The sequence below is a fragment of the Martinezella rhizogenes genome, assembly GCF_007002745.1.
Classification (GTDB): domain Bacteria; phylum Pseudomonadota; class Alphaproteobacteria; order Rhizobiales; family Rhizobiaceae; genus Agrobacterium; species Agrobacterium cucumeris.
The window spans coordinates 141,882-160,671 of record NZ_SGNY01000002.1; the positions used below are offsets into that span (position 1 = coordinate 141,882).

The 18,790-nt window shown below is 58.2% G+C and carries 20 protein-coding genes, 2 tRNA genes and 1 pseudogene; 9 read left to right on the top strand and 14 right to left on the bottom strand.

The genetic code is table 11. The features are described 5' to 3' along the window. Positions 1–23 precede the first annotated feature (23 nt). Positions 24–100, bottom strand: a tRNA-Pro gene (locus EXN68_RS06230). Positions 101–367: 267 nt separating this feature from the next. Here EXN68_RS06230 and EXN68_RS06235 point away from each other — a divergent pair. From EXN68_RS06235 to EXN68_RS06245, 3 genes are all read left to right on the top strand, one after another. Then, a complete protein-coding gene (locus EXN68_RS06235; protein WP_010971882.1) occupies positions 368–673 on the top strand; it encodes an ETC complex I subunit in 306 nt (101 codons plus the stop codon). Positions 674–722: 49 nt separating this feature from the next. Then, positions 723–799, top strand: a tRNA-Arg gene (locus tag EXN68_RS06240). Positions 800–1,026: 227 nt separating this feature from the next. Then, positions 1,027–1,932, top strand: a complete 906-nt coding sequence (locus tag EXN68_RS06245; protein ID WP_142840092.1) for a hypothetical protein — start codon at positions 1,027–1,029, stop codon at positions 1,930–1,932. Between the two features lie 59 nt (positions 1,933–1,991). On the opposite strand, the gene EXN68_RS06250 is transcribed toward EXN68_RS06245, so the two are convergent. Beyond that, positions 1,992–2,660, bottom strand: coding sequence for a deoxynucleotide monophosphate kinase family protein (locus EXN68_RS06250; protein WP_193559507.1), 669 nt, complete (start codon positions 2,658–2,660; stop codon positions 1,992–1,994). A 53-nt stretch (positions 2,661–2,713) separates the two neighbouring features. Then, positions 2,714–2,932, bottom strand: coding sequence for a hypothetical protein (locus tag EXN68_RS06255; RefSeq protein WP_142840093.1), 219 nt, complete (start codon positions 2,930–2,932; stop codon positions 2,714–2,716). Positions 2,933–3,077: 145 nt separating this feature from the next. On the opposite strand from EXN68_RS06255, the gene EXN68_RS06260 reads away from it, so the two are divergent. After that, positions 3,078–3,740 (top strand): class I SAM-dependent methyltransferase, encoded by a 663-nt coding sequence (locus EXN68_RS06260; protein WP_309546931.1) that lies wholly within the window; start codon positions 3,078–3,080, stop codon positions 3,738–3,740. A 380-nt stretch (positions 3,741–4,120) separates the two neighbouring features. On the opposite strand, the gene EXN68_RS27635 is transcribed toward EXN68_RS06260, so the two are convergent. Beyond that, a complete protein-coding gene (locus EXN68_RS27635) occupies positions 4,121–4,276 on the bottom strand; it encodes a hypothetical protein (RefSeq protein WP_142840094.1) in 156 nt (51 codons plus the stop codon). A 237-nt stretch (positions 4,277–4,513) separates the two neighbouring features. On the opposite strand from EXN68_RS27635, the gene EXN68_RS06270 reads away from it, so the two are divergent. Genes EXN68_RS06270 through EXN68_RS06280 form a run of 3 tightly spaced genes read left to right on the top strand, consistent with a single transcriptional unit; the run spans position 4,514 to position 7,744 of the window. Continuing rightward, positions 4,514–5,812, top strand: coding sequence for an efflux RND transporter periplasmic adaptor subunit (locus EXN68_RS06270; protein ID WP_142840095.1), 1,299 nt, complete (start codon positions 4,514–4,516; stop codon positions 5,810–5,812). A gap of 14 nt (positions 5,813–5,826) precedes the next feature. Further along, complete coding sequence (locus tag EXN68_RS06275; RefSeq protein ID WP_142840096.1) at positions 5,827–6,546, top strand: ABC transporter ATP-binding protein; 720 nt, start codon at positions 5,827–5,829, stop codon at positions 6,544–6,546. Then, positions 6,536–7,744 carry an ABC transporter permease gene (locus EXN68_RS06280; RefSeq protein ID WP_142840097.1) on the top strand — a complete coding sequence of 403 codons (1,209 nt, stop codon included), beginning with the start codon at positions 6,536–6,538 and terminating at the stop codon, positions 7,742–7,744. Before EXN68_RS06275 ends, EXN68_RS06280 begins: the two co-directional genes overlap by 11 nt. 84 nt (positions 7,745–7,828) lie before the next feature. On the opposite strand, the gene EXN68_RS06285 is transcribed toward EXN68_RS06280, so the two are convergent. Together EXN68_RS06285 and EXN68_RS06290 are read right to left on the bottom strand one after the other, a co-directional pair. Continuing rightward, the gene (locus EXN68_RS06285) at positions 7,829–8,344 is read right to left on the bottom strand and encodes a DUF6714 family protein (RefSeq protein ID WP_237681372.1); all 516 of its coding nucleotides are present in this window, start codon (positions 8,342–8,344) and stop codon (positions 7,829–7,831) included. After that, entirely contained in the window at positions 8,325–8,558 is a 234-nt protein-coding gene (locus EXN68_RS06290; protein WP_142840098.1) for a hypothetical protein, read from the bottom strand. Before EXN68_RS06290 ends, EXN68_RS06285 begins: the two co-directional genes overlap by 20 nt. Before the next feature lie 175 nt (positions 8,559–8,733). On the opposite strand from EXN68_RS06290, the pseudogene EXN68_RS28115 reads away from it, so the two are divergent. Next, positions 8,734–9,029, top strand: a pseudogene (locus EXN68_RS28115) (hypothetical protein). 166 nt (positions 9,030–9,195) lie between these two features. Here EXN68_RS28115 and sufA read toward each other — a convergent pair. From sufA to EXN68_RS06330, 7 genes are all read right to left on the bottom strand, one after another. After that, on the bottom strand, positions 9,196–9,585 hold the full coding sequence (gene sufA / locus EXN68_RS06300) for a Fe-S cluster assembly scaffold SufA (RefSeq protein ID WP_142840099.1): 390 nt from the start codon (positions 9,583–9,585) through the stop codon (positions 9,196–9,198). A 111-nt stretch (positions 9,586–9,696) separates the two neighbouring features. Beyond that, a complete protein-coding gene (locus EXN68_RS06305) occupies positions 9,697–10,080 on the bottom strand; it encodes an SUF system Fe-S cluster assembly protein (protein ID WP_065115927.1) in 384 nt (127 codons plus the stop codon). A gap of 36 nt (positions 10,081–10,116) precedes the next feature. After that, entirely contained in the window at positions 10,117–11,367 is a 1,251-nt protein-coding gene (locus tag EXN68_RS06310; protein WP_142840100.1) for a cysteine desulfurase, read from the bottom strand. Next, entirely contained in the window at positions 11,360–12,631 is a 1,272-nt protein-coding gene (gene sufD / locus EXN68_RS06315; protein WP_142840101.1) for a Fe-S cluster assembly protein SufD, read from the bottom strand. The genes EXN68_RS06310 and sufD overlap by 8 nt, the downstream gene beginning before the upstream one ends. Positions 12,632–12,655: 24 nt before the next feature. Next, positions 12,656–13,411 carry a Fe-S cluster assembly ATPase SufC gene (gene sufC / locus EXN68_RS06320; RefSeq protein WP_003522658.1) on the bottom strand — a complete coding sequence of 252 codons (756 nt, stop codon included), beginning with the start codon at positions 13,409–13,411 and terminating at the stop codon, positions 12,656–12,658. 182 nt (positions 13,412–13,593) lie between these two features. After that, positions 13,594–15,063, bottom strand: coding sequence for a Fe-S cluster assembly protein SufB (gene sufB, locus EXN68_RS06325; RefSeq protein ID WP_006698793.1), 1,470 nt, complete (start codon positions 15,061–15,063; stop codon positions 13,594–13,596). 198 nt (positions 15,064–15,261) lie between these two features. Continuing rightward, positions 15,262–16,431 carry a cysteine desulfurase family protein gene (locus EXN68_RS06330; RefSeq protein ID WP_142840102.1) on the bottom strand — a complete coding sequence of 390 codons (1,170 nt, stop codon included), beginning with the start codon at positions 16,429–16,431 and terminating at the stop codon, positions 15,262–15,264. 212 nt (positions 16,432–16,643) lie between these two features. On the opposite strand from EXN68_RS06330, the gene EXN68_RS06335 reads away from it, so the two are divergent. Further along, complete coding sequence (locus tag EXN68_RS06335; protein ID WP_020012833.1) at positions 16,644–17,321, top strand: alpha/beta hydrolase; 678 nt, start codon at positions 16,644–16,646, stop codon at positions 17,319–17,321. A 247-nt stretch (positions 17,322–17,568) separates the two neighbouring features. On the opposite strand, the gene EXN68_RS06345 is transcribed toward EXN68_RS06335, so the two are convergent. After that, the gene (locus EXN68_RS06345; RefSeq protein WP_142840103.1) at positions 17,569–18,693 is read right to left on the bottom strand and encodes an anhydro-N-acetylmuramic acid kinase; all 1,125 of its coding nucleotides are present in this window, start codon (positions 18,691–18,693) and stop codon (positions 17,569–17,571) included. Positions 18,694–18,790: the final 97 nt, after the last annotated feature.

Sequence of the window (18,790 nt, forward strand, 5' to 3'; positions counted from 1 at the left end):
AAAGCTGATGTTCTGCTTTAAAATGGTCGGAGTGGAGAGATTCGAACTCCCGACCCTCTGGTCCCAAACCAGATGCGCTACCAGACTGCGCTACACTCCGCCGAGGCGATGGCTGGGGAATACACGGTTCACCTGAAGTCCGCAACAGGGAAATTCATCTTTGTTCAGCCATTGTCTTGATCGGCGGAGCACGGTGCCGATGCGGGAGGATCACCGCGGGAAAGCGAGGGGATAATCATCTTGACTCTCAGGGTAAGTCAGTCCATTCCAAATTCAGCGTTCCTGACACGATTTGGTTATTCTATTCAGGTACGTGAAGAATAATCCGGGGTGCCACGCCCCGCCGCCCAACCGGAGCAGTTTCGACATGTCTGCGAAGATTTACCGCCCTGCAAAAACCGCCATGCAATCCGGCACGGCGAAGACCAATGTCTGGGTCCTGGAATTCGACGCCGAAGTTCCCCGCAAGATCGACCCGATCATGGGCTACACTTCCAGTTCCGACATGAAGCAACAGGTCAAGCTGACATTCGAGACGCAGGAGCAGGCCGAAGCCTATGCGCAGCGCAAAGGCATCGAATACCGCGTCATCCTGCCGAAGGAAGCGACCCGCAAGGTGGTTTCCTACACCGACAATTTCCGTTTCAACCGCACCCAGCCCTGGACGCACTGAAACACGATCATTTTAAGATTTCTGCCGGAGCATCTTTGCCCGGCATGACGGCCCCTTAGCTCAACTGGATAGAGCAACTGCCTTCTAAGCAGTAGGTCGCAGGTTCGAGTCCTGCAGGGGTCGCCAATCTTTTCAAGCACTTAGCGGCATTTCCTGAATCACCAGTTTGCAGTTTTCTGGCGCAGTTTGCAGAATTCGTTCTGCGAGCGTTCTCGTGGTGCAACTTATGCGATGGCAGATTGACGGAGCCTGAAACAGGGCGTTTGAAGCAGCTGTTAAACTTAAGGTTGCTCGACGCTTGATTTTTTCGCTAACATGCGTGATTACCCCTTCGTTCATTTTGGGGGCAAAATATGAATTTAAGAGACTTCACCTACACAATAAAGAGGATCAGGCGTTGCGTCATTCGTACATGGAATAAACTGTCTTTATTTTCTAGGTCGTTGATCCTCTTAATTTCAAAATCTCTTGTCGCATCTTTTATTCTTGGCCAGCTGACGCCCATAGCTACAGCATATTATGCCATGAGCTTAGGCTTTCGCGTCCCCATAGAGGGAGTACAGTATGTCTCAGCAGCCATGGCCACTCTTACTTTTCTAGGTTTTCTCGCGACCGGCCTATGCATGTTGTACTTCGTTGTAAATCTAAGACAAGCCGCCTTTGTTATTCGGATTTCATCTTACCTTACAAAGAAAATACCATGGCTACCAGAATCAGTAGCACTACCAATTGAGCAGATTTTGAGCGCTCGAGAAGCTTGGCTTGCTCTCATAACGTCTGCGATTGTTTGTACCGTTTTATTTGTCTACGTTTATTCCTATACAACGGACGATCCGAACTACATCCTTGCCGCAGCATTTATATTAATCTGCTCTTCAATCGTGATAGTAGCTCTCGCTGTATTTGCTAACTTGGCGTCTTTTTTTCAGTTCCAAGTTGGTCTTTCGGCGGTAGTCCTGCTTGTTTCCATCGTATGCCTCTTCAACGTTGGCCTCTATGGAAGCTTCCTAAGGGTAATCCGATACGGCGGTGGCATTGAGTATGAGGTGCAACTTACACAGTCTACTACGCCCGCGCTTGTGCGTGGTTTCCTGCTAATACAAAATGACCAAATGGTCGTTCTAATGAGCGCTGACAAAACGAGTGTCATCGAAATCCCCACCCGCTTGATTGAGACAAGACGGACCCCAATCTCGCCTGAATGGCAACTGCCTACTGGTACACTCGCTGGTCAAGCACGTTATCTGCGTTTTCCGTGAAAATGTTTCGCCGTAGTTCTCGGTGCCAAACTCTGGAAATTCTAACGAGTGGAGGCTGTTTAGGCCGTTTGCGAAAATATTGTTTCTGAGACTAGATTACTTTCCAGGCGCTCGTTGAAAGCGTCCCTCGATCCGTTGTTCAAGATAATCCGATCAACCTCACCACACCCAGCCTCGCTCTCATGGCTGCCGGCAATCCCGCCACGGCCGACTAGGCGCCAGACAACGCCGCCAAGCTTGCGCACCTCGTCGGCCTCATTGGGGAATCGGCAGTCGTCAACAACGACGCGGCCGCCAAAAGCAAGCACGCCGTCTACGCGTGAGCGCCGGAGATTGGTCCAGAAGTCCTCACCCATGCACTTGCGGCCCCATTCTGTGCCGAGCGTTTGCATGGCATGCCTTGGCGTGTGCCCCGACAACATCGCAAGCTCGGTCTCCTTGTGCGCGCCCTCGATGTGACCCTCACCCAGACCAATCGCCCGCAGCATGTCTTTCAACGGCCCAGCGAACTTTACCAGCTGGTAGCCAGGCTTCTCGACAAGGTACTTGCTGGCCGTGCTCTTACCGCCGCCAGCAAGACCGGTGAGAGCGATGACGGGTGGCAGGGTGGCTGTGCTGGCCTTCCCGATCGCCGCGCCGAGTGCGCGCAGCTCGGCAGGAACGTTATCATTCGCCGGTACGGCTTCTAAGCAGTAGGTCGCAGGTTCGAGTCCTGCAGGGGTCGCCACCGCTTCTCACATCATCCATGAATGACTGGTTTGGGTCCGATCGCAGCGCGCGATCAGTCTGCGTTAGTATCGCGGCTATTCTTCATGTTTCTCCATTTCACGAGATAACCGAAACCCGGTCCGATCAGCATGCCGCCGATAACCCACTCGGCGAGCGTCAAGGGTCGCTCATCAGGGTCGTGGCCTGTCACATAGAGGAAGAGGAAAAACACGACCACGCCGCTGATCAGGAGGGTGATCGGAAAAAGCACACTGTCGCGAAAACCTTTCATACATTCCATCTCCCTTGGCCGTGTTGATTGGGCGGTATTGTACCATAGCTGTCGCCGCGGTGCTCGCTGTCCTGATATGAGGTATTGCACCGGTGTATTACGTAACTTATGTTGTTACGATAGACGCAAAAAAGGAGTTGTCGCTGTGGGTACATTTGATGGAAGGCAGGCTGATTATATCGAAGGAGCTAGACGCAACGTTCCAGGGCTCGATGGACTTCATCGCATGGCAGGACTGCTTTTGGCCGAACGGGTGCCCCAGGACGGGCGAGTGCTCGTGGTCGGTGCGGGTGGTGGCCTTGAGCTAAAAGCACTGTCTGAACAGCAGTCAGGTTGGAAATTTGATGGTGTCGATCCGTCATCGGACATGCTTGCATTGGCACAAAAAACGATTGGAAACCTTAGTGAGCGCATAGCTCTTCACAATGGCAACATCTCTGTTGCACCCGCTGGGCCTTTCGATGGTGCAGTATGTCTGCTCGTATTCCACCATATCTCGCCCGAGGATAGGAAGGTCACGCTTGATGGCATTCGCCAGCGTCTACGACCGGGCTCGCCGTTCGTGCTAGCTCACGTCAGTTTCCCATTGAGTGAACCAGCTTACTCAACCTGGATCGAACGGCATGTCAAATTTGGCGCTTCTTCACAGATGGACGCCGATAGACATAACGCAGCTAAGATAGGGATGAGAAAAGCCTTCATAAGGTCACCGGAAGAAGAGCGAGAATATCTGCAGGAAGCAGGTTTCACGAGCATCACACAATTTTATCAAGCAATCAGTTTCCGCGGCTGGGTAGCCTACGCATGAGCGAACATAATTTCTTGCAAATGATATCCGTTCAGGGCCACACAGCGACTAGCGTGCTATGGTCCGATTGCCTGGCGGAGGCGACGCGGTGGGAGAAGTGGCGGAGGCTTTGGTATGGACACCGCCGTACTGCGTAATTGATGCCTGCCTTAATCGTTATGCAAAAGGAAGCCGGCTACCCCTCCTGAGATGAGCTAAACCCTCTGCAATGGCCGCTTCGTGTATGAAGGTTATGACCGCTATGGGCCAATAGCCGGCAACAGAACCAGCGACGCCACCCCTAGGTCCAAATCGTCTCCAGAGACACCCGTCTTGCCCGTCTTGAATACTTACGCCGTCCATTCCGCCCCAAGCAGGAGCGCCAACGCCGGCCTTATGCCCTACCCCTGCCCCATCAGCGTGAAATACCCCCACGCCGCCACAAAAAACGCGATGACAACCACAATCGTCAGCGTCGTTTTCGCTTTCGGCCCCAGCGGTTCGCGCGGTTTTTTCGGCGGCACCGGTTTGCGGAACTTCACCACATTGTCGTTCATTCTATCATCGTCCTGAATGTCGCTGCTGAAGCCTCAGCCGTATCGCTGGCATCGGCCTTTCCGGAATTATCTCTAACAGACCAGAACTATCATAAATATTACCAAGTTTTCACTTCACCCTTTGGGCAAGCTATGTCACTTCCCACAATCAGAGGAATACAAATAGCAATGGACCGAGCGGAAAACACGGGGTGGCGACAATCCCCTGTGGTGTTTTGAATTTTGCAGGTGACAAGAATGAATGACGCCAACAGCCAAGGCCGCGACACGGAAAACAGCCAGCCCGATCTGCGGGAGATTCTGGGCACGAACAGATCCGGCAGGAAGAAGAAATCGCGTCGGTATCTTTATGCCGTGGCTGCCATCGTGCTGATCGGCGGCGGTCTCGGTTATTATTACCAGTCGCGTGCCGCAGGCGTCGCCTACAACTATGTCACGGAACCGGCAAAACAGGGTGATCTTTCCGTCATCGTCACCTCCACCGGCTCGGTCCAGCCAACCGATCAGGTCGATATATCGAGCGAATTGTCCGGCACGGTCCGCAAGGTCAACGTCACATACAATACCCCGGTAAAGTCCGGCGATATTCTGGCCGAGCTCGACACCAACAAGCTCGAAGCTGACGTGCAGAGCGCCCGCGCCAAGCTTGCCTCCGCCAAGGCCAGCGTGCTGAAGGCGCGCGCCGATCTCGGTTCGGCGAAAACCTCCATGGAGCGGCTGAGATCGCTGGTGCAGAACCGGGTCTCCAGCCAGCAGGATCTGGATGCGGCCCAGTTCAGCCACGATGCCGCCGCCGCCACGCTTGACGTCAACGAGGCGACAGTGCTTTCAGCGGAAGCGGATCTGAGGCTCGCCGAGGTCAATCTCGGCAAGGCCAAGATCGTTTCGCCCATCGATGGCGTCATCCTCACCCGCAGCGTCGATCCCGGCGCCACCGTTGCCTCCTCGCTGAATGCCCCGGTGTTGTTCACCATCGCCGGCGATCTGCGTCACATGGAACTGCAGGTCTCGGTCGATGAGGCCGATGTCGGCAAGGTCGAGACCGGGCAGAAAGCGACATTCAATGTCGATGCCTATCCCGATCGCAGTTTCCCGGCCGAAATTGAGACCGTGCGTTTCGCCTCGGAAACCGTATCCAATGTCGTGACCTACAAGGGCATATTGACCGTCGATAATGAGGAACTGCTGCTGCGCCCGGGCATGACTGCGACCGCCAATATCATTGTCGAGGAAATCAAGGACACGCTGCTGGTGCCGAATTCGGCGCTCCGTTATACGCCGCCGCGCGAATCCGCCTCGCGTAGTGGCGGGTTGATGAGCCTGTTCCGCCCGCCCCGCATGGGCCGGTCGCAGAACCGCGATGCGGGTCAGGCCGCGACGGGCAAAAGAACGGTGTGGGTGCTGCGCAACAACAATCCCGTCTCCGTCTCCATCGAAACCGGTTCCACTGACGGCCAGCACACCGTGGTCAAATCGGGCGAGTTGAAAGCCGATGATCAGGTGATTACCGACGCAACGGCCCGCAACGCCGGCTGACGGAGGAAGAGCTGATGCAAAAGCCGCCGCTCATCGAATTCCGTAACGTCGTCAAGCAATATGGCCGCGGCGAAGCAACCATTCGCGCGCTCGACGGCGTCAGCCTGTCGATCCACGAGAAGGAATTCGTCGCCATCATGGGCCCATCAGGCTCGGGCAAATCCACGTCGATGAACATCATCGGCTGTCTGGATGTGCCAACGGCTGGCGAATATCTGTTTCAGGGCGTGCCGACCAGCGGCTTCGACAATGAGCACCTGACGCTGCTGCGCCGCCACATGCTGGGTTTCGTGTTTCAGGGCTTCAACCTTCTGTCACGCACCTCGGCGGTGGAAAATGTTGAGCTGCCGTTGGTCTATCGCGGCATGAAGGCGTCTGAACGGCGCGCCCGCGCCATGGAGGCACTGGCACAGGTGGGTTTGAAGGGCCGCGAGGATCACACCACGCAGGAGCTTTCCGGCGGCCAGCAGCAGCGTGTGGCCATTGCACGGGCCATCGTCACCCGCCCTGCCCTGTTGCTGGCCGACGAGCCGACCGGTAACCTCGACACGAAGACCAGCAACGAGATCATGGACCTCATCACAGCGCTCAATCGCGACCGGGGCATCACGGTCGTCATGGTCACGCATGAAGAGGATATCGCCGCCCATGCGGGGCGCCTGCTGCGCTTTGTTGACGGACATCTCGCCTCCGACAGTGCCGCGGAAAAAAAGGAGAGCTCCGATGTTCTTTGAAACGTCGCGTCTGGCGCTGCGCGCCATCAGCCGCAACCTCCTGCGCTCCTTCCTCACCGTGCTCGGCGTCGTCATTGGTGTGGCCGCCGTCATCGCCATGGTCACCATCGGCAACGGCACCACGGAACAGGTGAAATCGGAACTGTCGCGGCTCGGCACCAACATGCTGTTCGTGCGCCCCGGCCAATTTGGCCCCGGCCGTGCCAGCACCGAGGCGAAGCGCTTCGACGACCGCGATGTCGAGGCCATCCGCAACCAGATATCAGGCATTCGCGCCGTCGCACCGCAAAACCGCAGCTCAGCCGCGACGGTGATTTTCGGCGGCAAGAACCACCAGACCAGCGTCATCGGCACCACCAACGACTATCTGATCGCGCAGGACTGGACCATCGCGCTCGGCCGCGACTTCCAGCCAGCCGAAGATCGCGGCGGCCAGATCGGCTGCATCATCGGCGAAACGGTGCGCCAGGAACTGTTCGGCGCGGAAAACCCGGTGGGACAGACGATCCGCGTCAGCAACATCTCCTGCCCCGTCATTGGCGTTCTCGCCAGAAAAGGCCAGTCCGGCCTCGGTGACGATCAGGACGACACCATCATCATGCCGCTGAAAATTCATCAGCGGCGCATCGGCGGCACCACCACCATCTCCTCGATCATGGTCTCGGCGCAGGACGGCGTTTCCACCGCCAAGGTGCAGAGCGACCTGCAGAACCTGCTGCGCGAGCGCCGCCGCATCAACATTGGCCGCGAGGATGATTTTACCGTCAACGACATGACGCAGATCGCCTCGGCCATGACCGGCACGACGACGCTGCTGACCGGTCTCTTAGGCGCGGTCGCCGCCGTCAGCCTTCTGGTCGGCGGCATCGGCATCATGAACATCATGCTGGTTTCGGTGACGGAACGCACCCGGGAGATCGGCATTCGTCTCGCCATCGGCGCGCTCGAAAAACAGGTGCTGACTCAGTTTCTGGTGGAAGCCGTCATGCTGTCGGCCTTCGGCGGCCTCGTCGGCATATTGACCGGCCTCGGCCTCGCTTATGCCGTCGTCGGTTATCTCAACGTGCCCTTCGTCACCAGCCCGTCAATCATCTTCCTTGCCTTTGCCTTTTCGGCGGCCATCGGCGTGATTTTCGGCTATTTCCCGGCGCGGCGGGCGGCAAGTTTAAGTCCGATCGAAGCATTGCGACATGAATGAAAGCCGGCGTTCAAACCGCAACCGGCTTTTTGTGAGAAGAAATCGCAACCTCCACGTCTTCCTGGTGGATTGACCCGATCCGCTCTAATCGCTCGCCGGGGAATGTGCACTATCCGCCCATTCTTCGAGCGCGCGCTCCACATCGTCCTGATAGGACGGCAGGTTTTCCTTTTCACTGATGACGCGGAGATACATTTCCACGGCATTCCGCTGCAAAGGGGTCAATAAGGAAAACGTCTCCTGGCATCCGCATAAATAGGGTGCGAATTCATGCCTGTAGTCGCCATCAAGATCAGCGATCATATAGGCAGGCAGATGAAATCGCATCCCTTCAGCATCAAGGAAGGCGGGGCTGCCGGAATGTCTGTTGAGGTCCTTCAGCGGGATCGCCGCCCAATCATTCTTCTCATCGCCAGCACGACATGCGCCGCGAACCTCATTGCTCGCGTACTCGTCAAGCGCCTGCGCCTCGGAGAGGCCGACGCCGCCACCCAAAGTGACACCCGCAAATGCCGCTCGCACCGTGGCTTTTGCATTCGCAATCATATCGGGTTCCGGCCTCATCACGTAGTCTGCCTGTTCAATGATGCGCTCCCCCACTGCCGTCGCCGTGCGCTGTCGGCCAGTCTCCACCCTCAGTCCGTTCGAGCGGCGGGCTATTCAACGCGTCACCCTTGGATGCGGCAGTTCCCTTTGTCTCCTCCCAGTAAAACGCCAGGCAAACAATACCGGCAATCAGCGTCAGGCCAGCCACGACGCTGGCGACGATCACACCTATCGTCCAGATATCAATCGAGGCGCTGCTGATGTCCATCCCGGCACTCCCCACGATCAATCCTGCCGGCGGCCCGAAACGCCTTCCCACAGCATGGAAGGCTTGCGGTTACGCATCTCCGCCAAACCTAGCAAAATATCCGACAAGCTCGCTGATAGTGCGTCAGGGCGCTAATCGGATACGCTCGCTCTCAAGTTTACCGGATAGAGTTTGGATGTTCAAATCGGTATCGGACAGCGCCGCTGCCGCAGACGGCGGTTCGCTCGCCCTCTTCGTCGAACGGATTGACGGACAGACGGAGCGGTTTGTGATCAATCGCTCCCTCGCGTCACACCCGACTATAACAAAGTCAGCTCAAGCCTTCGGTCACTTGCTGGGGAGGATTGCGGGACGATCGCTGCGGCTCTCGAGCCGCTGTTGATGACGACGCCATCAATTCATCCCCTGGCGGATTTTATCGAAGCCCTCAAACAGCGGTCGCGGGGCGCAGTTTGCAGAAAAACAATCTGACCCCTCTTATCCGTCATCCTCGGGCTTGACCCAAGGATCTACAAACGTCTCAAGCGATTTGACGGGGATGGATCCTCGGGTCAAGCCCGAGGATGACGTCGCGTTTGTGGGAGCGCTGTGTGCATAAGAATGGTCTGTCTCTCCATCGCAGAGATAGCGTAACCAATCAAACGCTGGCTTCTGCCTCGCGCTGCTTTGCCAGCGCCGCCAGATCGGCGGGCTTCAGCTCAACCGATTCACCGCAGCCGCAGGCGGATGTCTGGTTCGGATTGTTGAAGGTGAAGCCGGAGCGCATCTTGGTCACTTCGAAATCCATCTGGGTGCCGAGCAGATAAAGCACGGCGGACGGCTGAACCCAGACCCTGGCGCCTTCGAATTCGACCAGATCGTCTTTCGCATCCGGCTCGGTCACGAGGTCGATGGTATATTCCATGCCCGCGCAGCCACCCTTCTTGATGCCGACGCGCACGCCCCTGGCGTCCGGGGCGGAATTTTCGACGATTGCTTTAACACGCGAGGCAGCAGCCCCGGTCATGGTCATGATCGCAAAGCCCATGGGCCCATTCTCCTTCGACAATCGAGTTCAAGGCTCGATGCTTATGGAATTCAATTTAAGTGCACCCGACAATGTCATCAAGAGATGACACCTGTCAAAATCGCGTCAGACTTAATACCAGCCGACGGCGACCTGCGCTTCTTCCGACATGCGGTCCGGTGTCCACGGCGGATCGAATGTCATTTCGACGGTAACACCGGAAACACCCTCGACAGCACCAACCGCGTTTTCCACCCAGCCCGGCATTTCACCGGCCACCGGGCAACCGGGTGCCGTCAGCGTCATGACGATCTTGACCATCCGGTCGTCTTCGATGTCGATCTTGTAGATCAGACCAAGTTCGAAAATATCGGCCGGAATTTCCGGGTCATAGACGGTTTTCAGCGCCGAGATCACGTCGTCGCTGAGACGCGCCAGCTCGTCAGGCGGAATGGAAGACGGCTTTGCCGCTTCTTCGGTCGCATCGGGTGTCTTTGCAGTGGCTTCCGCAGTCATGGTCTGATCCTCAATCCTGATCTCTTGATGACGATATCAGGCGAAAAATTTGCGCGCATAGTCCAGCGCCTCAACAAGAGAGTCTACTTCGGCGCGGGTATTGTAAAGGCCGAACGATGCCCGGCATGTGGAGGTGACGCCGAACCGTTTCAAGAGCGGCATGGCGCAATGGGTGCCGGCCCGCACGGCAACGCCGCGCCGGTCAATCACCATCGAGACATCATGGGCATGGATGCCGGCAAGCTCGAAGGAGAAGATGCCGCCCTTGTCAGGCGCATTGCCGATGATGCGCAGCGAATTGATTTCGCGCAGGCGCTCTGCGGCATAAGCGGCAAGATCGGCCTCATGTGCAGCAATCGCGGCACGGCCGAGATTATCCATGTAATCAAGCGCGTAACCGAGGCCGATCGCCTGCACGATGGGTGGCGTGCCGGCTTCGAAACGGTGCGGCGGCTCGTTATAGGTGACATTGTCTTCGGAAACGTCGAGGATCATCTCGCCGCCGCCCTGGAACGGCTGCATCTCGCGCAGGCGATCCGCCTTGCCATAGAGCACGCCGATGCCCGAGGGACCGTAAAGCTTGTGGCCGGTCATCACATACCAGTCGCAATCGATATCGCGCACGTCGACCGGCATGTGAACCGCGCCCTGCGAACCATCGATCAGCACCGGAATACCGCGCTCATGCGCGATGCGGCAGATTTCCTTGACCGGCACGATGGTACCGAGCGCATTCGACATATGGGTGATGGCAACGAGCTTGGTGCGCTCCGTCAGGCTCTTTTCGAAAGCCTCGATGTGGAACGCGCCGTCATCATCAACAGGCACCCAGACGAGCTTCGCACCCTGCCGCTCGCGGATGAAATGCCACGGCACGATGTTGGAATGATGCTCCATGATCGAGATGACGATCTCGTCGCCCTCACCGATCTTGGGCATGCCGTAACCATAGGCAACCGTATTGATCGCCTCGGTCGAGGATTTGGTGAAGACGATCTCGTCCACCGAACTGGCGTTCAGGAACCGGCGCACCTTTTCGCGCGCCGCCTCATAGGCGTCGGTTGCGGCATTGGAGAGGAAATGCAGGCCGCGATGCACATTGGCATATTCGTTCGCATAAGCATGCGAAACGGCGTCGATCACCACCTGCGGTTTTTGAGCGGACGCGCCGTTGTCGAGATAGACCAGCGGCTTGCCATAGACCTCGCGCGACAGGATCGGGAAATCCCGGCGCACGGCTTCGATGTCATAAGGGGCCGCCACTGCGGCGCGTTCGCTCTCAGGCATGATGTTCCAGCCAGCCGGAGATGATCGTCTCCAGCGCCTCTACCAGATTTTCTTCTTCCAGTTCCTCGACGATCTCGGCGACGAAGGCGTTGACGAGCATCGCCCGCGCCTTTGCCCGCGGTACGCCGCGCGCCATCAGGTAATAGAGATGGTTGTCGCTGATATCGGCAACCGTCGCACCATGGCCGCACTGAACGTCGTCAGCGAAGATTTCCAGTTCCGGCTTTGCCGAGAACTCGCCATCGTCAGACATCAGCAGCGTATTGCACGCCATCTTCGCGTCGGTCTTCTGGGCATCGGGCGCCACCCGGATCATGCCCTGGAAAATGCCCTTGGCACGGTCGAACACCACGTTGCGGAACACTTCCGTCGAGGTCGTGTTCGGCACGTTGTGGCCAAGAACCATCGTCACGTCGGTATGGGTTTCACCACCCAAAAGGTTGACGCCGCGAACGATGAGGTCCGTGCCCTCGCCTTCCACGTCGATGCGCAGTTCCTGCCGCACCAGCTTGCCGCCGGCATTGACAATGAACAGGCGGATCTTGGCATCCGCGCCGATTTTCATGCGCAGCTGGGCAAGATGGATATCGGCTGCACCCTGTTGCTGCAGGATGATCCAGGTCACTTCCGCACCGTCTTCAACGACGATGTCGGTAACGGAGGAAACAAAGGCTGCATCGGACGTCACCGAAAGGTGACGCTCGATGACGGTTGCCTTGGAACCCTTGCCGAAACGAACCGGGAAGCGGCTGTGAACCTGGCCTGCGCCATGGACCGCCTGCAACTCGATCGGCTTTTCGATCTCGGCATCGGCAGGGATATCGAGCACCAGACCATCGCGCACGAAGCTGCCGTTGATGCGGCCGATCGCGTCATCCTTGCTGGCTTCCGCAAGGCCTGCGGCCGCGGAACCGTCAGCCAGGCTTTCGGCAAAGCGCGACACGCGGATGTCTTCGATCTTGCCGACATCGGCCGTGCCGTGCTGCATATAGGCAACCAGAGAGCCGGCAACCGTCGGCGCCTGCTTCTCGATGACCGGCGCGGGCCGGTCTTCCGGAACGGCACGCAGCAGGCTTTTCAGATCGGTATAGTGCCACGCCTCGATGCGGCGGGTCGGAAGACCACCGGTCTTCAGATCATCAAACAGCACGTCGCGGGCAGCGACAACGGCACCGTCACCGGGCAATTCGCTGAACTTGGCGGTATAGGCATCGACCAGCGCGGTTTCCGCTGGCGTCAGCCGGTTGGTAGCTTGAATGTTCATGGACATCACCTCCTGGCCTCTGGCTTAGGCCGCTTCACCGATGATGTCGGCGTAACCATTGTTTTCCAGTTCCAGCGCCAGCGCCTTGTCACCCGAGCGGATGATCTTGCCCTTGTAGAGAACGTGAACGCTGTCAGGCACGATGTAATCAAGCAGGCGCTGATAGTGGGTGATGACGACGGTGGCGCGATCCGGCGACTTCAGCGCGTTGACGCCGTCAGCAACGATCTTCAGGGCGTCAATGTCGAGACCGCTATCGGTTTCGTCGAGCACGCAGAGTTTCGGCTCCAAGAGCGCCATCTGCAGGATTTCGGCGCGCTTCTTCTCACCGCCGGAGAAGCCGACGTTCAGCGGACGCTTCAGCATCTCCATGTCGATCTTCAGATCGCCGGCCGCTTCCTTGACGCGGCGGATGAAGTCCGGCGTCGTCAGCTCGGACTCGCCGCGCGCCTTGCGCTGCTCGTTCATCGCAACCTTCAGGAACTGCATGGTGGCGACACCGGGAATTTCAACCGGATACTGGAAGGCAAGGAAGATGCCCTTGGCCGCACGCTCGGCAGCATCCAGTTCCAGAATGCTTTCGCCGTTGTAGAGAATGTCACCGGAGGTGACTTCATAATCTTCGCGACCCGACAGGATGTAGGACAGCGTCGACTTGCCGGAACCGTTCGGCCCCATGATGGCGGCAACCTCACCGGCAGCAACCTTCAGGTTGAGACCCTTGATGATCTCGGTTTCGGTATCGGCGATCTTTGCGTGCAGGTCGATGATTTCAAGCATGGTTTTGTTCCTGTTCATGGTGCGGTTTCAAGGACCGCCTCGTGCGCCCCGTCAGGGCTTGTCTCAAATCTCTCATCCGTCATCCTCGGGCTTGACCCGAGGATCCAGGAAGTGGGTTGTCTCTGCTCAGGCCAAGGGCCGTAGATCCTCGGGTCAAGCCCGAGGATGACGTCGAGCAAGAGTTAACCGACCGAGCCTTCCAGCGAAATGCCGATCAGCTTCTGCGCTTCCACGGCAAATTCCATCGGCAGCTCCTGAATGACTTCCTTGACGAAGCCGTTGACGATCAGTGCGATGGCCGCTTCTTCCGGGATGCCGCGCTGCAGGCAGTAGAACAGCTGGTCTTCGGAAATCTTCGACGTCGTCGCCTCATGCTCGAAATGAGCGGAGGAATTCTTCGCCTCGATATAGGGCACGGTATGCGCGCCGCACTTGTCGCCGATCAGCAGACTGTCGCACTGCGTGAAGTTGCGGGTGTTGGTCGCCTTGCGGTGGGCAGACACCTGGCCGCGATAGACGTTTTCCGAAAAACCGGCGGCAATGCCCTTGGCGATGATGCGGCTCGACGTGTTCTTGCCGAGATGGATCATCTTGGTGCCACTATCGATCTGCTGGTGGCCGTTGGAGACCGCGATCGAATAGAATTCGCCACGGCTGTCATCACCGCGCAGAATACAGGACGGGTATTTCCAGGTAATCGCCGAGCCTGTTTCCACCTGCGTCCACGAAATCTTCGAACGGTTGCCACGGCAATCGCCGCGCTTGGTCACGAAGTTGTAGATGCCGCCCTTGCCTTCCTTGTCGCCCGGATACCAGTTCTGGACGGTGGAATATTTGATTTCGGCATCATCAAGCGCCACGAGTTCGACCACGGCGGCGTGAAGCTGGTTCTCGTCGCGCTGCGGTGCGGTGCAGCCTTCCAGATAGGAGACGTAGGCACCTTCTTCGGCGATGATCAGCGTGCGCTCGAACTGACCGGTGTTCTTTTCGTTGATGCGGAAATAGGTGGAAAGCTCCATCGGGCAGCGAACACCCTTCGGCACGAACACGAAGGAACCGTCGGTAAAGACAGCGGAGTTCAGCGTCGCGTAGAAATTGTCCGTCGTCGGAACGACCGAGCCGAGATATTTCTTCACCAGCTCCGGATGCTCGCGCACGGCTTCCGAGATGGACATGAAGATGACGCCGGCTTTGGCCAGTTCCGCCTTGAAGGTGGTGACGACCGAGACGCTGTCGAACACGGCATCCACCGCCACCTGGCGCTTTTCAACACCGGCGAGGATTTCCTGTTCCTTCAGCGGAATGCCGAGCTTTTCATAGACCTTCAGAAGCTCGGGATCGACTTCATCGAGCGACTTCGGGCCGGGCGTGCTTTTCGGCGCCGCGTAATAATAGAGATCGTTGAAGTCGATCTTGGGATAGCTGACGCGCGCCCAGGTCGGCTCTTCCATCGTCAGCCAGCGCTTGTAAGCCTCAAGACGCCATTCCAGCATCCATTCGGGCTCCTGCTTCTTGGCCGAGATGAAACGGATCACCTCTTCCGAAAGGCCCTTCGGGGCCTTGTCGACTTCGATATTGGTTTCGAAGCCGTATTTGTACTGGTCCACATCGATCTGGCGTACCTGATCGATCGTTTCCTGAACCGCTGCCATGTCGTTCTCCAATCTCGCCGGAGCCAAGGTCCGGTGGCTTGTCAACGTATCAAGGCGGAAAGCCGCCTTATTCATCTTCGGGCAAATCGTTCCGAGCCGTCAGCCGGGGCGGAGCTTATACCCATGTAGGTGCGGGATGGCGCTTTTCACACATCCCGGCAAGCGGAAAATTGCTATTCCGCAATTCTTTGCCGCATTTTACGCGGCCTGACCGGCCAGCCTGCGCCGCCCGGCAATTTTCGTGAACGCTGCAAGCGTCCTGTCTATGTCCGCCTCGTCAGTCGCATGGCCAAGCGAAATCCTGAGCGCGCCGAGCTTCGGATCACGCCCCATCGCGCTCAGCACATGGCTTTCCCCCACCTTGCCGGACGAGCAGGCCGAACCGGCAGACAGCGCAATACCTTCTATATCGAAGGCGATCTGCCCCGTTTCCGCCTTCAGGCCAGGCAGGGTGAAAAACGTGGTATTGCCGACACGGGCGACATCCTCGCCGTGAATGATCACGTCGGGCGCACTCACCCGCATGCCGTCCTCCAGTCGCGCCCGCAAAACGGCAAGACGCGCCGCTTCAACGCCCACAGTCAGGGTCGCAACAGCCGCCGCAGCACCGAAACCGATGACAGACAGGGTATTTTCCGTACCCGAGCGATGTCCCTTCTCCTGCCCGCCGCCATGGATCAGCGGCTTCGGCATCATCACCTCACCGCGCGAGATGAGAGCGCCGACACCCTTGGGTCCACCAAGCTTGTGCGACGAGACGACGAGGAAATCGGCATCGAGTGCATTGATATCGAGCGGAATACGGCCTGCCGCCTGCACGGCGTCGACAACCATCAATCCGCCGGCCGCATGCACCAGCCGCGCCGCTTCCGCCACCGGCTGAACTATTCCGGTCTCATTGTTCACCAGCATGCAGGCAACCATCGGCAGGCCGGCAGCGGCATCGTGTGACGCCAGCAGCACCTCAAGCGCCGCAAGGTCAAGGACACCCGCTGACGTTACGGGAACTTCCGCAACGTCATCCTTGCCGAACCGTCCGCCTTCGCGGAAAGCCGGATGTTCGATGGCCGAAACGTAAAGGCGGCTGACCCGCACCGGGCTGCGCCCCATTTTGAATTCGGGTGTCAGCACCAGATTGGCAGCTTCCGTCGCCCCGCTGGTGAAGGTGACATGGGCAGCCTGCGCACCGGCAAGCGCTGCAACCTCGCGGCGGGCGGTCTCGATGGCAGCGCGGGCCGCACGCCCTTCCCGGTGAACCGAAGACGGGTTGCCGGCAAGATCGAGCGCAGCCACAAGAACATCACGCACGGCGGGCAAAAGCGGCGCCGTGGCGTTCCAGTCCATATATGTGCGCGTCAAAACCGTCATGGCGGTGAAGCTTTATCCAATCTTCAATGCGCAAAAACGCATTTTTCTTGAAATTACAGTTGCGCTTGCCTTATGACACCACCCGAGTGCTTAAGCACACGCAAAGTTTCGAATTGTTCTAAACTGCGTTCTAGAAAAGCTGACACAGTTCGTCAAGTCTTCTCATTGGCAGAATGCGGTTCGGGAACGAAAAAACACGGACCGGAGTACCAATGCCCGAAGTCATCTTTAACGGCCCTGCGGGTCGCCTCGAAGGCCGTTATCAACCCTCCAAGGAAAAGAGCGCGCCGATCGCGATCATCCTTCATCCGCATCCGCAGTTTGGCGGCACGATGAACAACCAGATCGTCTATCAGCTGTTCTATCTTTTCCAGAAGCGCGGTTTCACGACGCTCCGGTTCAACTTCCGCTCCATCGGCCGCAGCCAGGGTGAGTTCGACCACGGCGCCGGCGAGCTTTCCGATGCCGCCTCCGCGCTCGACTGGGTGCAGAGCCTGCATCCCGATTCGAAAAGCTGCTGGGTCGCCGGTTATTCCTTCGGCGCCTGGATCGGCATGCAGCTTCTGATGCGCCGTCCGGAAATCGAAGGCTTCATGTCGATTGCGCCGCAGCCCAATACCTACGACTTCTCCTTCCTCGCTCCCTGCCCGTCCTCCGGCCTCATCATCAATGGTGATAGCGACAAGGTCGCGCCTGAGAAGGACGTCAACGGTCTGGTCGAAAAGCTGAAGACCCAGAAGGGCATCCTCATCACCCACCGCACCCTTCCCGGCGCCAACCACTTCTTCAACGGCAAGGTGGATGAGCTGATGGGCGAATGCGAGGACTACCTCGACCGCCGTCTGAACGGTGAGCTTGTGCCGGAACCGGCGGCGAAGCGTATTCGGTGATTGGCTGCCCGGTATCCGGGCAGGCTTGAATTCCTATAGTGATATCCGGCGGGCTGGGCTTACCCCCCTCTGCCCTGCCGGGCATCTCCCCCACAGGTGGGGAGATTGGCAAGACGCCTGCTCCTCGCCTAGACTGCCAGGTTAAAGATGGCCAGAAGGTCGCCACGATTCGATCTCCCTCCTTGTGGGGGAGATGTCCGGCAGGACAGAGGGGGGTAAGCCCCACCCACCATCTTATTCATGATCTTCATGGGGATCGCACCAAAACCCCACCCGTCACCGGCTCCTTCACCCCCGTCGTCCCAGGATAAGTCAGCGGCAGCCCTTGAAGCGAACGCACCGCCAGATAGGCCCAGGCCTCCGCTTCCATCGCACCGCCATCAAACCCCGCCTCTTCCGCCGCGATCACCCGCGCACCCGACTTTGCTGCAAGCTCGGCAAATTCCCCCATGATCACAGGGTTGAGCCGCCCACCACCGCAAACCACATAGGTCTTCGCCGTTTCCGGCAAATAGCTCGCCGATTTGAGGATCGCGGCCCCCGTCAGATGCGCCAGCGTCCGCGCCCCATCCGCCAGAGAAACCTCACCCTTTTTCGGCGGCACAAAATCACCGCGGTCCAGCGATCGGCGAATATTCGCCGAAAAGAACGGGCTTTCCATATAACGCGCCACCAGCGAGGCAACCACGCTGCCGCCCGCCGCCGTCTTCCCGCCTTTGTCGAAGGCCTTTCCCGTATGCGCCTCGATCCACTGGTCGATCAGCATGTTGCCGGGGCCGCTATCGAAAGCGGCAAGCCGCCCCGCCTCACCGATATAAGTCAGATTGGAGATACCGCCGATATTGACGAAAACGGCGGGCGTTTCGAACCCATCAGGCAGATTGGCGGAAAGCGCCATGTGATAGGCGGGGATCAGCGGCGCGCCCTGCCCGCCATGCACCATGTCGTTGGCCCGCATGTCGTACACCACGTCGATGCCGGTTTCGGAGGCCAGCAGCGCGCCGTCGCCGATCTGTACGGTCAGTGCCTCATCCGGCCGGTGCAGCACGGTCTGTCCATGAAACCCGATGACATCGATATCACCGGGCAGAAGCCGGTGACGATGGAGAAAGGATTTCACCGCCGCCGCATGGGCAAGCGTCAACTTGCGCTCGGCCTCGCCCAGATCACCCGGACGCTCACGCCGTTCGCGGATGGATTTGGCTGTCGTGAGCGCCTTCTGCCAGATGGCGCGCAGACCGGGATCATAGGGGAAATAACCGCTCGGCCCGTGTCGCACCACGTTTTCGCCATCCGTGCGTAACAGGGCTATATCGATACCGTCCATCGATGTGCCGCTCATCAACCCGATTGCCGTTTTAACCTCACCCACGCGCCGCTCCCTTGCAATATCGAATCATGCTGACATGAATCGCGGTTATTCATGGCCGAAACGGGTGCACTTTTTAAAAAACAGTGATAAAGCCCCG